Origin of the sequence: Protaetiibacter sp. SSC-01 (assembly GCF_014483895.1) — a bacterium.
In the GTDB taxonomy this organism is placed as follows: domain Bacteria; phylum Actinomycetota; class Actinomycetes; order Actinomycetales; family Microbacteriaceae; genus Homoserinibacter.
Genome location: NZ_CP059987.1, coordinates 1,387,270 through 1,400,076 on the forward strand (window position 1 = coordinate 1,387,270; position 12,807 = coordinate 1,400,076).

Consider the following 12,807-nt stretch of genomic DNA (forward strand, 5'->3'; position numbering starts at 1 on the left):
CGTTTCTGAGCCACGGTCATACCCGGTCATGCGCGGGACGTTGCGCCTCTCGCCGACCTGGACGGATGGACCTTCCTCTGAGACGCGAAGTACCTGCTCCGACGTAAGGCGTAGCACCATGCCTCCGAGGGCTGGCCGCGCCAGAGACGATGAAGGCGCTATGCCGCGAGGTTCGACCGGGTGTGACCTCGTATGGCGGGCCTGCTCGACGCAGGTGGGGCGACCCGGCAAAGAGTGGTTGCCGAGCCGCACCGCCTGCGCGAGCCGCTACCAGTTGCGGAGGATCTCCTCGGCGATGGCGGTGGCAGGCGTGCCGGCGTAGCGCTCGATCTCGAACCTCGTTCGGTCGGCGATGGCGAGGTCGATGGCGTCATCCAGCGGCAGGTCGTGCGCGACCTCCGCGACGAGCCACGCTACCTGCGTCGCGTACGCGACGAGCTCGCGGTCATCCACGCCCATCTCGAGCCAGGCGCGGTGCATCCTCAGGAGGGCGCGGTCGAGGTCGCCGGCCGAGTAGCGCGGGAGGGGGCGGCTCGCGCGGTGGCGCGAGGGGCGGTGACTCGTGCGACGGGAGACGGAGTGCATCAGGTGGGGCATTGGGGTTGTCCTCAGTTTCAGGCGGTCGTGCTTGCGCACGGAAGCAAGCAGGCTGCGTGCTTCGCTCGCCTCTATGCCGCCGTTGATCGACCGGGTGTCAGCTCGAATCGGGAGGCGCCGCTCTCGTCTTCGAGCGCGACCCTTTCCGTCTGTGACTTGGGTGCGACCGAGCCAGGGAGGGACTTCGATGGCGGGTGTCGAATGGCGGGAATCTCTATGGAACCCGTGCTTCGTACTAGGCACCGCAGTGGCGACACGATCCAGTAGACGCCTGGGCTGCGCAGGAGCCCCACGTGGAGGTCTCTCCATGCCGCTCCTAGACGCGGACTTCTCGCGAATCCGGCACTACCGCAGGTCGGCCGTCGGCCTGGTGGGAATCCCGACGGGGGACGGGCTGGAAGGGGTGTCCTGTCAGGAGGCAGGCGCGCTCACCGGCGGGCGATGCACGGGCTCCGGTGGAGTCGCGAGCCGTTGGGTCAAGGCGTACGCGATTGCGAGGTCGCTTACGTTGTAGAGCAGGGCGTTCGAGGCGGCGTCGCGCACGCTGGGTTCTGGATCGTCTGCTAGCGCGAGGCGCAGACTTTGTGGCAGCGACGGGTGATAGGCCGCCGCAACGCGAAGCTGCGGATCATTCGCGCGCGCCGCAGCCGTCAACGCGGTGAGGCTCGCATTCATCGGGAGTCGTGGGCGGGACAACTCATCGTCTTGAGGCTGGGGACGAGGCACGGAGAACTCCGGTTCTGCGTCGCGGGTTGCGACGCTCGCCCTGAGAACATGCGGCAAACGGGGCCCTCGACCCTCCGCGTGCCAGCGGGGACCTCTGCGAACGGCCAGGTGGGCATCATGGATGCTGTTCGTGGGTTCTTCGGCCGTGCTCTACCGGAGCTGATCATCAGGGGACTGATGACGACCGAACCCTAGTAAGTAGGGGCCTCGGGGCGCTTCCAGAACCCACATCATCTGTCCCTTACCTCTTTTTCGAGAAAGTAGAAGAGGAAGAAGAAGAAGAGAAGAAGCGGGCCCACAGAAGGGGTTCATTCATGGCCCTCAGCGCAGCCGCAGATCCCGCTGATGACACTGGTGATCTGATGACAGGTCGGCGAGGTCGCACCTGGTTGAAGGGTGCCGGCATAGGGCGGGTATGACCACAGAAACCCGGCCCACGAGAGCACAGCTGTACGACAGCATCCGCGTCGCGCGCGGTGCCATCGCCATCGACCACGACGCTGCAGAGTCCTACTGCAAGAAGTGGGACCTTGGCGCGAAGAACAGCAAGCTCGCTCGACGCTTCCTCACCCGCTTCCGCGGGGGAGAGCAGACGGTCACCGTGGTTCCCTGGTTCGACCCCACCGAAGATACCGGTTTCGTCGACCTCGAGCTCGCTGCCACCGGCATCGACCCACGTGACTTCCTGTTCGACAAGCCCTCCGCCATCGACGTTCATCCGTCCACCCCGCGAGAGTGGCTGCACTCGGCTCCCACGGTGCTGGTAGTGCCGGGATGCGAGGAAGCTGACCGCGCTCTGGCTTCCTTGCTGCAGCCGCACTCTGTCGCGAGCGACATCGCCGCGCTGTCGGCCGACCCCGCAAAGCACGTCGCTGCGATGCTGGCGCGCCTGCCCGAAGCACAGCGGACGCTCGTCATCGCCGCTCGTCCTCAGGCGTTCACGTCGGGACACCCTGTCTGGTTCAAGCTGCCGTTCGCCGGCCGGACCGTGTGGATTCATCCCGAGCGTGACGTGCACGCTGACCTGGGCGCGTGGCGGAGGACACAGCATCTGTTCTCCATGCTGGAGTCGAGCTGCGGCGCACAGCCACTGCTCGTGGACCTCTGGCAGAGCGAGACCGCAGGTCGCGCGCTCACCACGCGAGCGTCGTACGGGCTGGCTGAGTTCCTCGCCGAAGCGGACTCCTGGCAAGACTTCAAGTCCCTCGCCGTCGCAGACCTTCCACCGCGCCCGAACAGGTCAGCCGACGAGGCACCTGTCGGGGCATGGCGCGTCACCGAGGACGGCCTCAATATCGAGGAGCAGGTGCAGCTCTACGACGCGCTCAACCGACCTGCCGGCACCCGGTGGGAGGTTCGGGCGGACATCGCAGCCCAGGTGATTGGCAGCGACGCTATCCGACGCCCTACGCGCGACGAACGTCACGGAGGCGCATTCGACGAGCGCGCGAACGTTCGCGCGAACCGCACCTGTCGGGTCAAGGTGCGCTGGCTGGACGACAACGGCTACTCGCTGGAAGCCGAGGTCGAGGGACCTGAGGTCATCCTCGAACACCCGCCGACGGAGTGGAGCTCGCTCGGAGCGAAGGTCCCCAGCGAACTCCGGCTGAGCTCAGTGTGGCCTATCGCGGGCCAGGATGGTCGCCGGTGGCTCCGAGCCATAAAGGCGTACCGGCCGGAACAACCCGTCTTCCGGACGAGCTGGGAGACCATGGGATGGGTACCCGTTCCCAACGACACTGTGCACGCGTTCATCGTCGGCACTCAGGTGCTCGCTGACAACCCTCGTGCCGAAGAGCTCACCATCGCTGGGGTGGCGAACGTTCTTGCTGGTGCGGACCGTTTCGGAGTGGATGACTCGCTCGGAGCTGAAGTGCTCGCAGACGCCGCGGCCCTCGAGCGGCTCCGTAGCGACCTGCGACGGCTTCTCGACTGCTACATCGAGTCATCGCCCTGGTCGGCGGCTACGGCAGCCATCAACCTCGCCGTCGGCCTCCGGCCCGCGATGCCCGTTCCGACGCACGCCGTCGTCTACCATCACGGCCCGCCTCAGAAGGGGAAGACCTGGAGTGCGAGGCAGCAGCTCGCCTTCTGGCAGGCCCGACCTGGCACCTGGCAGCACAGCGTCACCGGCAGCGCAGGAGACACGCCTGCAGCTTCCGAGGATGCAGCTTCGCGCACGCCCATCTGGGTCCTGGACGACCTGGCCCCATCGAGCGACCGCCGGCGCGCAGCCGCGCAAGAGGACGCTACGGGCAGCATGGTCCGTGCCGTCCACAACGAGTCGGCAAAGCGCCGCATGGCCCCCGACATGACCACCCGAGTGGTCAACGAGCCCATCGCGCTGCTGGTCGTCACCGCTGAGAATGAGGCGAGCATCAGGTCTATCGGGCAGCGCATGCTCCGCGTCCAGTACGACGGGCTCGTCAGCGAGAACATTCTCGCGATGGAGACGCTCAACTATCGGAGCACCACGGCCTCGCGTGTCACCGCGGCACTCATCCGCTACCTCATGGCGGAGGGGCGTCGAGAGGGGTGGCGCGAACTGGTTCGACAGCTGCAAACGACCATGGCTGACGACTGGGAGCGCGCCCGCGCAGTGCTGGTCGAGAGCGGCGTGAAGCCCGAGAGTTCGACCCGCGCTGCCGGCATCGCCGCCGACCTCATGCTCGGATTGCGCGGCCTTGAGATGCTTCTGCGTCACATCGGAATGCAGGACGACGCGAACCGATTCTCGTGGAACGAGGGTGGGCTGTATCGGAGCCTCGCGCTGCACGCGGCCGAGAACGCAGGCGACGATGTCGCTCCTTCGCCGGGCAAGGGACTCCTCGACAGCATCCGCGGCGTGCTTCGTGCCGGGCACGCGCACATCGACAACTGGGACCACCCCGGACAGCCCCCTGCGGGGCCCCCTGCTTCGGGGAGCACTCACTCCCACGCGGAGTGTCCGGCGCCGGTCGGAGAGACCTCCTGGAACCAGCTCCTCGGCTGGCATGTCGAGGACGACACGTGGAAGCCGCGCGGTCGACGCATCGGCACGGTGAAGCACGTGAAGAACAAGGGGTGGGTCGTCATCATCTTCGATGAAGAAGCGTTCAACCTCGCGCAGCGCCAGTACCCGGAAAGGCTTCCGCACGGCACCAAGTCGCGCAGCGCCTGGAAGGACCTCTGGCAGAGCGGCCTCGGCCACCCTGCCTGGCCAAACCGTCAGGGCGGCCGCAACAACGTCCAGTTCCGGCTCGGCGACGCCGCCCACTACGGCCAGCCGTTCACGCTCGAGCAGCTCGTGAAGTAGCGACTCGCCGGCGGCCGAACACCATGCCCCGAGCGAAAGTGACCACGACGCGGGTGCATGCCGATCGAAGTGCCTCAGGATGTACCCCGCTGGTGTCGGTGCCGGTCGGACGCTGTTGCTTCGTATCCATCGAAGGCCCCGGCAGGATACCGGAACCCCGATGGGCCAACGGTCCCTCGGTGGGGCAGCTGGCGCAGATCGAGTCGGACCCGGTTCAGTGACCATCGATCAGGCGCGTGATCGAAGTGACTTCGGTGGTGATCCGGGTCGTCATCGGTACACCGGGGAGCGAGAGGTCGACGAGGAGAGCAGCAGGCTCGCCCATCCTGCACGCCATCAGGGCCAGCAGACGGAATGTCGCGCCATCCCGTCGAAGGGCAGCGGAGTCCGTGTCGGCGCCGGCCGGGAGGCGTACACCTTCTCGTTTGTCGAGGTCCAGGAGATAGGCCGTGCCGGACGCTGTCGTCACACGCCAGGTTCCGTCGTCTTCGTCGTTGAGCTCTGATGATCCGACGTTCTCGATGTGCCTGGTAGCCATGCTGTCATTATCTACGGACGCACCGACACTCGAGTTCAGGGGTCGGGAGTGCGATCGAGTGGCGGCCAGAGGTCCCCGAGGTGCACCTCGAGCTTTCGCAGGGACTCGGTATCGAGCCACGCGCTTCCGTCGAGGGCCGCCTTGATGCTCATGCGTGAGACACCGGTAGCCGCTTCGATGTCTCGAAGGGAGCGGTCGCCGACGGCGTTGCGCAGGTTGACGGCGAGCTGTCGCGCCGCCTCGGCGGGGGCGTCCATGCTGCGCACTTGAGGCCATCCCGGGCTGCGATCAGCTGGGCTGCTGCGCTTCGGGCGAGGCATGTCGTCAGAGTACCGCTTGAGATGACCGGCAGCGATTGCTACAGTCCCGATCCATGTCAGTAAGAACTGCACCTCGTCGGCGGGGAGAGTTGCGGCGCGCGATCGAAGCGCGCGATGCCGCCACGATCCTCCGCCTGATCAGGGAGCGGGTTCATGAGGACCCCGCGGGCTGCTGGATCTGGCGGCGAGTGTCTCCTCAAGGCTACCCAGCGGTCTCCCGTGACCCCTCGGTGCCGGTGCACCGGCTGGTCGTGTGGGCGACGCGGATGGGCTGCAAGTCGGAACTCTCGGCTCTGCCTCCGGTTCATCACACCTGCGCGCGAACGGCATGCGTCAACCCCGACCATCTCGTGCCGGTCAGCTCGGCGTTCAACAGCCTCGAAGCTCTCGCGCGCAAGGCTGCGCTCTCTCGAATCGAGGCACTCACGCGCGCCCTCGAGCAGGCGGCTCCCGACCACCCGGTGCTCAAGGAGTGGCCCGAGATCGAGCTACTCCCGCTCGGCCAGCTCATCCAGGAGCGGCGACGCAGGCCGGCATCGATGTCGTCCGCGCTCCTGCAGCGGAAGCAACGCGAAGCCGAGCACGCCAGACACCGCTTCGCCCAGGTCGCCGAGGCCAACAAGCTGCTCGAGCAGGGTCTCACCCGTCGAGAGGTCGCCCAGCGGCTGGCCATCGGCGTAGCGACGCTAGACGCGTGGCGCCGCAAGGTTGCCGAGGCCTCGCGCGCCCCCGAAGATGCCGTCGTAAGCGATGCGGCCTAGACACGGCAGCTGGCCCCCAAACGAGGCTCTCTGGAGCACTGCCCCGTAGAACGATATGGGACCGCCAAAACGCGCCGTGAAAAAGGGCGGAGCTGATCGCCATCGCCGCGATGAGAATGCCCATTTTCACCCAGGGCACGGTGTACTGCGGGGGCGGACTCGCTCCGCATTCCTCCTTGACGTCGGAAGTGCGTCGCTTCTGCCGACCAAGCCCCGTGCAGGTGGAGGCGTGCGCCGCCGTCACGCCTGCGGCGTGCCGTCGTCGCGCCTCGGTGGACGCTGTTCGCGTCCACGCTCGGCGGGCTCGTCTCCCTTACGGTCGACGCGCCCTCGGGGGCCCGCAGAACTGTCACCCCGTCGGGGTGCCTGTTCTGCTCGGTCGCCGGGGCGGCTTCCGCTCGCGTCCCGCGGGCGTCCCGTCGCCGGTCCGCTGCTCCGCAGCATCGCCCGGTGACGGCACCACGGGAGCACGGGCGCTCCGCGCCCGTGGCAGACGTATCGCCGAACGCCGAGCTGGCGAGCCGACGTCGATACGCGTCCCGCCCCCGTGCCGCCACCGTGCCGCCCGCGCCTCGCAGGCGTCGGGGCCGCAGGCCCCGAGTCGCAGGCGCACCGCCCACGCCAAGCACGCGCCCCGCACGCACGGGGCCGAAGGCCCGGCCACCGCCCCCGCAACGCCACCACCACGACCCACGTGCCGCAGGCGGGCGAGCCGCAGGCGAGCCCCGAAACGACACCGCCACGCTGCGTGGACCGGTTGTGGACGGTTGTCGATCCCGGGAGGAGGGGTCGTGATTCCCTCAACGCGCGCGTGCGCGGGAGATGGCGCGCCTGGTGACTTCTGCAGCGTCGATCACGCCCTCGACGTACTCCGAGAGATCGGCGTTGAACTGGGGTGAATGTTGCACCCCGTCGAGGCGGGAAGAACCGATCACGTCTCGAACCGCGCGGGCACTGCCGGTGCCTTCCAGGCATAGTCGTCTCCGAAGATCGCGACGCACTCCTCGAAGATGCGTTGAGCGGTGATGTCCACCTCCTCGCGCGAAACGTTCGTCTCGTTCATTGGGGTAGCCCCTTCGTTCAACACCGATTCCGTCGGCGGAGCGGGGCCTCCCTGATGCGGCAGACCGACCCGTTCTCAATGACTCAAGAAAGCGTCGGTCTCCCGCAGGGCGAGATGGTGAAGGTATCTCACAAATGAGAATAATTGTCAATAGATGTTGACTCGCTGACGCTATGTGCCTCGCCCATCTCTACGAGAACCTCGCGCGTCTGTCGATCGAGACAGCGCACTAATCCCTACAGTCGGGACATGGCCCAAGTCCGTGTCACCGCCTTGCGGTTCTCCAGCATGTTGGAGAACCGCGGCATGCAGGCGACGCACGTACGGGACGGGCTCAAGGTAGAGGTCGATGTCGAGCGGCTGGCCTCGGAAGATCTTGACCTTGAGTTCGAGCAGCTCGTGGCCCTGGCCAAGCGGTTCAAGAAGCCGTGGCCTTACCTGCTTGTTGACGCACCTGAAACGCTCGGGGCACGTCCGCGCGACAACCGCACGCTCGCCAATCGGCGGCACCCGCTCTCGCCGGAGTTGGTCGACGAGGTGATGCGCGTTGAGGCGATGCTCGAGGCTTCCGCGGACTTGTTCCCCGAGATTGCTTTCGAGGTACCGACGAGCGCGATCACGCTGAATACGCCTGTGGTGGACGCGGCCGCCGCAATCCGGGAACTGCTCGGTGTCTCGTGGGAGGCCCAGATCGGCGCGCGCGGCGACTACGCCTCGCTGCGGCTCTGGAGTCTCGCTCTCCAGGAGCGCGGCATCTACGTCTCGATGCGTCGGCTCGAGGACGCGACCGTGCGCGCCTTCAGCCTGGTCTCCGGCGAGCAGGCGGTCGTGGTGGCTGACACCCAGGACGTCCCCTATGCGCGAATCTTCTCGCTTCTGCACGAGTACACCCATGTCGTGCTCCGCACGGCTGGGGTCTGCGATCTCGATGATTACGACACAGTGGAGCGCTATTGCAACGCGGTCGCCGCCACGGTTCTCATGCCTGGAGCACTGCTGCGTCGGGAGCTTCCGAAGCGCACGTGGGGGACGTCGATCGAGGCGGACGAGAAGGAGATAGCCGCCCTCGCAAACCGGCTGGGCGTCAGCAAGGCCAGCCTGCTCATTCGGCTGCGGGACTACGGAACGCTTTCCCAGGAGCAGTACGACGTGCTGGAGCGCCGCCGCAGCGAGCGCCGAGGCGGCGACGAGAAGCCGGGAGGCACCTACTACCCGGCGGCAATCAACAAGGTCGGCCGCCGGTTCGCCCGCGGCGTCGTCGGGGCGTATGAGGCCGGCACGATCGACCGGCAGGACGCGAGCACCCTGCTCGAGATTCCCGAGCACAACTTCCACTCCTTTCGCGTCGAACTCGCGAAGGCAGGACGGGGTGAATGATGTCCGACCCTTCGGCGCTGTTCACGATCGATCCCCGCTACTGCATCGACACCAACGTGATCGTCTCGTTCCTGCACGAGGACGACGAGGAGCCCTATCGCCGGGACGCGTTCGCCGACCAGTGGGATCGGATCGAGCAGATGATCAACTCCGGCGAGATCGTGGCACCGCGCCGGGTCGAGCTGGAACTCGTCAAGTGGGAGAAGGAGATCCCCTCGATGAAGGGCTGGCTCGCCAAGAGGGGTGGGATGTTCGTCGACATGACGACCGAGCAACTCGTGGTCGCCAAGCGCATCGTCAATGACTTTCCCGCCTACGGCAGCAGCGACAACTACATCGCCGATCTCGAAGTGATGTCGCTCGCCAGCACCCGAGCGCTGGCGGTGGTCACCAACGAACGAGTCCGGCCGACCATGAGTCTTGACACCCCGAAGATCCCCGAGGTCTGCGGGAAGTACGGCATCGAGTGCTTGTCGGTCTCGGGGTTCCTTGCCCGTGAGATGCCGAAGCGTGCATCGTAGAGAATCGCTGCATGGACGTCTCTGGTGACCTCGACGAGCCGCCGGTTTGTGAGCAGTGCGGCCTCGTGTTGGAGCTGGTCCCGGATAGGGCAGGCGAGCACCTCGCTGTCCGCCTCGACTGCCTCTTGCACGGCCCGCAGCTGATGTGGACGCCCTTCGGAGACGATGCGGAGAGGGGGCGCCCTTCGATGGAGTGGAGCCGCGCCGGCCTTCAAGCAGCTGGCTTCAAGGGCTTCGTATCCTTCGCCAAGCTGAAGGCCGCCAAGGTCCCGCCGGATCCTGGCATCTACGTCGTGCTGCGTCCGAGCACCTCAGTGCCGGAATTCGTCGAGCGTACGGTGGCCGGGGATCACCATGGCAGAGATCAGTCCGTGCCGGTGTCGCTCCTGCGGGAGAAGTGGGTGCCCGATGCGGAGGTCGTCTATATCGGCAAGGCCAACGCCAGGAAGCCGCGTCCGGGGCGAGCCGCACCGCGCCCAGCGCTGCGCACGCGTCTTGCTGAGTACCGGCGCCTGGGGGAAGGTAAGGACTCGCCGCACCGCGGTGGCCTCTACATTTGGCAGCTTGCCGACTACGACGACCTACTGGTCGGCTGGAAGACGTTGCCGGACGAGTTCGTGAAGGCGGAGGAGACGCGGCTCATCGCGGAGTTCGTCAAGACCTACGGACGCCGGCCGTTCGCCAACCGGAAGGACTGATCACCAGCTCGGCAGCGCCTCGCGCCATTCATGCTCAGGTGGCAGCCCGACGCGCGGGTCGGTCGCGAGGTCCCGGTAGTGCTTCGGGAGCAGGACGGGAGCCTTGTCCTGGCCATCGAGGAGCAGGTCCCAGCGTCCCTCGTAGTCCTTCAACGTCATCATCCACACCCGCGCACGCTCGACCGGCGCGTTGCGCTGGCCCGCCGGGATGCCCGGCTTCGTGAGCCAGTCCATATGTTCTATCCACGCGGCAGCCGCGACGTGAATGCGCGGCACGACGAAGTCCCGGGGCGGCAGCGACAAGTCATCGGGGATCGCGACCATGACGAAGAACTCGTGCGGGCCGCGGCTCGGGCCCTGCGACTTCGGGCCGAGCGGCCAGCTGATGCGCTCGACTTTCGGACCGCGAGCCGCCTTGACCTGGATTTCCACCGGACGGCGATGATCTCCCTCGGCAAGCACCGCCAGGATGTCGGTGCGCTCCAGGCCGTCCCGCGTCAGGGCGGGTGCCCAGCCGCGGCGCGCCAGCTCCGAGGCGACGTGATGCTCGCCGATGGTCTTGGTCTGCTTGGTGTCGGCCATCGCGATGAGGCTACCTGGCAGCGCGGAAGCCGATGTATGTGAACGTGCCTGATGCAGAGAAGCTCAGATTGAGCGCCATGACCCCGGCAAGTGAGCCAATGTTCCAGAACCCGCCCCGGAGGAACGCGCGAGGTGCCGAGTCCGCGTAGTTGGCAAATATCTGACCAGTGCCGTTGCTTGCCTCCCACGCAATTCCAGTAAGGGTGGGGGTCGAGTTGAGGGTCTCCGGGCGGGAGACGGGAGCGAGGTTCCCGAGAGATAGGGAGCCGTTGCTGTAGTCGCGCCAGTCGAAGCCGCTATCGCTAGAGACCCCGATGTTCGAGACGGTCAATGTTGGCGTGCCGAGGGCTTGCTGCGTCCATTCCCAGACATTGCCGGAGAGATCACAGATCGCCTCACCACTCCTCAGCCACAGGATGCGGGAGCTGTTGGTGCCTGGTGTCGTGCCGGTGCCGCCCGTGATGCCGAACAGCCCTGGCTGTCATTCGTCGACGCTGCGAGGCTGCTGGCGGGGTTGTTGTTGACGTGGCCTTGGTAGATGTGGCCGGAGCCGACCGCGCCGCCGCTCCAGTTGTGCTTGACCGACAGCACATCAGCGGCAAGAGTCATCCACTCCGCCTCGGTGAGGAGGTGGCAGCCGGAACAAGCTGCGGCCGCGACAGCGATGGCGTTGGTCTGTGAGATCGAGACCCACGGCGTGCCGGCGGCAGTAGAGACAGCGTTGCCGGAGCCGTCGTTCTTGGCCTCGTACTTCATGACGCAGAATTCGGAGGTCCCGAGCGTGCTGTTGCCGTAGACGAAGACGTAGCCGACCGGGCACTCGATGCTGTTCCGAGTCTTGTGAACATCCGCCGCGCGCTTCCACTGGGCGAGGTCAGATTGCATCGTGGCTGTCTTCGCCTGATTGGTGATGCCGGTGGCGGAGACCCATTCAGTTATGCAAATGGGGGAGCGAGTACTGCGGCCACCGGCGGAGGTGGCGCCCATAACGTCCTTGATCCGTACATCGTCTTGCGTATGGCGATCAAGTACTAGCGCACATTGAAGAGGCGCCAGCCGGCCCAGACGAGACCTCGTGAGTCTCTAGTCCGGGCCGAGCTGGCGCATTGTTAGTTGCCGAGCGTCGGCAGCGGCGGGATGGGCGTGAACGGGAGTCGCTCCGCCTTCTCGGCGGGGACGACGTCCACGTCCTCGATCTCGGGCTCACGGGAGAGCTTGATCATCGCCCAGTGGACGGCTTCCCAGTAGTCTCGGTTGGTCACGCGGGTGCGATGCCTGACTCCGGCGAGTTTCACCGTCACGACATGCGGCACAAAGGTTGTGAGCAGCTCGAGCACGTCGGATGCGACGTCCGTGGTGTTGCCATCGGCGTCGGGATAGCCCACCAGCGCGACATCGCCGACGAGCGCCGAGCGGTCCCGGATCTGCGGAACGTGGTACCACCACAGGAACGTCGCGCGCAGGTTGGGCTCCAGCCCTTCGGCGATGCCGTTCTCGTTGACGTACATCGTGACCGGTCCGAAGCTCGGCACGTCCGCCGCTTCGATCCAGCCGCCCACGGCGGCCCGGTAGTCCTCGAGCGTGCGGTAGTCGCGCTCCTCGACCTTCTTATTGCCGTCCGCCGGGACGAACAGTCCTCTGACCATGTCCTTACTCCTTGATGCGTGCGGCCGGCGATCCCGGTGGATCTCCGAACGAGCCGCGGCGCAGCAACGAGGGGATGGGGGAGAGCCGCCCCGGGAGAAAACTGGCGGGAAGCGATCCCGCTGTTCTCGATCCCGGGGCGACTCGTGGTCAGGCGTCGTCGGCCTGCTTGGCACCGCGCGGGCTCGACTTGGGGCCGGCCTTCCCGGTGCTCTCGCCGAAGATCGCGGCGATGGCGTTGCGCTTGGTCTCCGCCTCGCGCTCGATCTCAGCGCGGACGGACTCGGCGCGTTCCTTGACGGACGGATCCGTCTTCGACCGCTCCACCCAGTGCTCCAGCGCGACGCGAGTCTCCTCGGTCAGGGAGCGGTCGTTCAGCTGGCTGAGGACCTCGAGCTGCGCCCGCGTGTCCTCATCCATCCGAATAGAGAGCACCCGGTACGCGGCCGCGTAACCGGGGATCTGGCTGTCACTCATCGAGTGGCCTCCTCGGTGTTGATGCGGCCGGCGAACCCGGTGGTTCCCCTGACAAGCCGCACGGCACCGAGGAAGAGAAGCGCCCCGCTCCGTCGCTGGGCAGCCCTTGTTATACGCGCCGCGGCGGAGGGTGCAAGAGTCCGGCCGGGTGTCTTTTCGCTCGAACTTCACGAAAATCCCTGGTCATGTCATATTTAGGCCAGCATTC

At 66.4% G+C, this 12,807-nt stretch carries 14 protein-coding genes; 5 read left to right on the top strand and 9 right to left on the bottom strand.

The features are described 5' to 3' along the window. Positions 1-267: 267 nt before the first annotated feature. Positions 268-597, bottom strand: coding sequence for a hypothetical protein (locus H4J02_RS06550; RefSeq protein ID WP_187676270.1), 330 nt, complete (start codon positions 595-597; stop codon positions 268-270). A gap of 1,141 nt (positions 598-1,738) precedes the next feature. Here H4J02_RS06550 and H4J02_RS06555 point away from each other — a divergent pair. Next, complete coding sequence (locus H4J02_RS06555) at positions 1,739-4,618, top strand: hypothetical protein (protein ID WP_187676271.1); 2,880 nt, start codon at positions 1,739-1,741, stop codon at positions 4,616-4,618. Positions 4,619-4,832: 214 nt separating this feature from the next. Here the strand turns inward: H4J02_RS06555 and H4J02_RS06560 are convergent, their stop codons facing one another. Beyond that, positions 4,833-5,156, bottom strand: a complete 324-nt coding sequence (locus tag H4J02_RS06560; protein WP_187676272.1) for a hypothetical protein — start codon at positions 5,154-5,156, stop codon at positions 4,833-4,835. A 35-nt stretch (positions 5,157-5,191) separates the two neighbouring features. Then, positions 5,192-5,413, bottom strand: coding sequence for a hypothetical protein (locus H4J02_RS06565; RefSeq protein ID WP_187676273.1), 222 nt, complete (start codon positions 5,411-5,413; stop codon positions 5,192-5,194). A 152-nt stretch (positions 5,414-5,565) separates the two neighbouring features. Here H4J02_RS06565 and H4J02_RS06570 point away from each other — a divergent pair, with 152 nt between their 5' ends. After that, a complete protein-coding gene (locus H4J02_RS06570) occupies positions 5,566-6,237 on the top strand; it encodes a hypothetical protein (RefSeq protein WP_187676274.1) in 672 nt (223 codons plus the stop codon). A gap of 800 nt (positions 6,238-7,037) precedes the next feature. On the opposite strand, the gene H4J02_RS14110 is transcribed toward H4J02_RS06570, so the two are convergent. Both H4J02_RS14110 and H4J02_RS14015 read right to left on the bottom strand, forming a co-directional pair. Beyond that, positions 7,038-7,172 carry an antitoxin VbhA family protein gene (locus H4J02_RS14110; RefSeq protein WP_187676275.1) on the bottom strand — a complete coding sequence of 45 codons (135 nt, stop codon included), beginning with the start codon at positions 7,170-7,172 and terminating at the stop codon, positions 7,038-7,040. After that, the gene (locus tag H4J02_RS14015) at positions 7,169-7,300 is read right to left on the bottom strand and encodes a hypothetical protein (RefSeq protein ID WP_262406252.1); all 132 of its coding nucleotides are present in this window, start codon (positions 7,298-7,300) and stop codon (positions 7,169-7,171) included. The genes H4J02_RS14110 and H4J02_RS14015 overlap by 4 nt, the downstream gene beginning before the upstream one ends. A gap of 249 nt (positions 7,301-7,549) precedes the next feature. On the opposite strand from H4J02_RS14015, the gene H4J02_RS06580 reads away from it, so the two are divergent. The 3 genes from H4J02_RS06580 to H4J02_RS06590 are packed head-to-tail and all read left to right on the top strand — an operon-like array spanning position 7,550 to position 9,896. Further along, the gene (locus tag H4J02_RS06580) at positions 7,550-8,677 is read left to right on the top strand and encodes an ImmA/IrrE family metallo-endopeptidase (RefSeq protein ID WP_187676276.1); all 1,128 of its coding nucleotides are present in this window, start codon (positions 7,550-7,552) and stop codon (positions 8,675-8,677) included. Further along, positions 8,674-9,198: a DUF4411 family protein gene (locus tag H4J02_RS06585; RefSeq protein WP_187676277.1), complete on the top strand. Its 525-nt coding sequence runs from the start codon at positions 8,674-8,676 to the stop codon at positions 9,196-9,198. Before H4J02_RS06580 ends, H4J02_RS06585 begins: the two co-directional genes overlap by 4 nt. 11 nt (positions 9,199-9,209) lie before the next feature. Further along, positions 9,210-9,896, top strand: coding sequence for a hypothetical protein (locus tag H4J02_RS06590; RefSeq protein ID WP_222942220.1), 687 nt, complete (start codon positions 9,210-9,212; stop codon positions 9,894-9,896). Here H4J02_RS06590 and H4J02_RS06595 read toward each other — a convergent pair whose 3' ends face one another. From H4J02_RS06595 to H4J02_RS06610, 4 genes are all read right to left on the bottom strand, one after another. Further along, entirely contained in the window at positions 9,897-10,478 is a 582-nt protein-coding gene (locus H4J02_RS06595) for a hypothetical protein (protein ID WP_187676278.1), read from the bottom strand. A 405-nt stretch (positions 10,479-10,883) separates the two neighbouring features. Beyond that, positions 10,884-11,363 carry a hypothetical protein gene (locus H4J02_RS06600; RefSeq protein WP_187676279.1) on the bottom strand — a complete coding sequence of 160 codons (480 nt, stop codon included), beginning with the start codon at positions 11,361-11,363 and terminating at the stop codon, positions 10,884-10,886. A gap of 224 nt (positions 11,364-11,587) precedes the next feature. Next, positions 11,588-12,124 (bottom strand): DUF3846 domain-containing protein, encoded by a 537-nt coding sequence (locus H4J02_RS06605; protein ID WP_187676280.1) that lies wholly within the window; start codon positions 12,122-12,124, stop codon positions 11,588-11,590. Between the two features lie 148 nt (positions 12,125-12,272). Continuing rightward, positions 12,273-12,599: a hypothetical protein gene (locus H4J02_RS06610; protein ID WP_187676281.1), complete on the bottom strand. Its 327-nt coding sequence runs from the start codon at positions 12,597-12,599 to the stop codon at positions 12,273-12,275. Positions 12,600-12,807: the final 208 nt, after the last annotated feature.

What these genes read in the sequence shown, in the direction of transcription:
- H4J02_RS06605 (WP_187676280.1), bottom strand. Translation starts at nt 12,124, where the DNA reads ATGGTCAGAGGACTGTTCGTCCCGGCGGACGGCAATAAGAAGGTCGAG.
- H4J02_RS06565 (WP_187676273.1), bottom strand. Translation starts at nt 5,413, where the DNA reads ATGGACGCCCCCGCCGAGGCGGCGCGACAGCTCGCCGTCAACCTGCGC.
- H4J02_RS06590 (WP_222942220.1), top strand. Translation starts at nt 9,210, where the DNA reads ATGGACGTCTCTGGTGACCTCGACGAGCCGCCGGTTTGTGAGCAGTGC.
- H4J02_RS06555 (WP_187676271.1), top strand. Translation starts at nt 1,739, where the DNA reads ATGACCACAGAAACCCGGCCCACGAGAGCACAGCTGTACGACAGCATC.
- H4J02_RS14015 (WP_262406252.1), bottom strand. Translation starts at nt 7,300, where the DNA reads ATGAACGAGACGAACGTTTCGCGCGAGGAGGTGGACATCACCGCTCAA.
- H4J02_RS06595 (WP_187676278.1), bottom strand. Translation starts at nt 10,478, where the DNA reads ATGGCCGACACCAAGCAGACCAAGACCATCGGCGAGCATCACGTCGCC.
- H4J02_RS06580 (WP_187676276.1), top strand. Translation starts at nt 7,550, where the DNA reads ATGGCCCAAGTCCGTGTCACCGCCTTGCGGTTCTCCAGCATGTTGGAG.
- H4J02_RS06610 (WP_187676281.1), bottom strand. Translation starts at nt 12,599, where the DNA reads ATGAGTGACAGCCAGATCCCCGGTTACGCGGCCGCGTACCGGGTGCTC.
- H4J02_RS06585 (WP_187676277.1), top strand. Translation starts at nt 8,674, where the DNA reads ATGATGTCCGACCCTTCGGCGCTGTTCACGATCGATCCCCGCTACTGC.
- H4J02_RS06550 (WP_187676270.1), bottom strand. Translation starts at nt 597, where the DNA reads ATGCCCCACCTGATGCACTCCGTCTCCCGTCGCACGAGTCACCGCCCC.
- H4J02_RS06560 (WP_187676272.1), bottom strand. Translation starts at nt 5,156, where the DNA reads ATGGCTACCAGGCACATCGAGAACGTCGGATCATCAGAGCTCAACGAC.
- H4J02_RS06600 (WP_187676279.1), bottom strand. Translation starts at nt 11,363, where the DNA reads ATGCAATCTGACCTCGCCCAGTGGAAGCGCGCGGCGGATGTTCACAAG.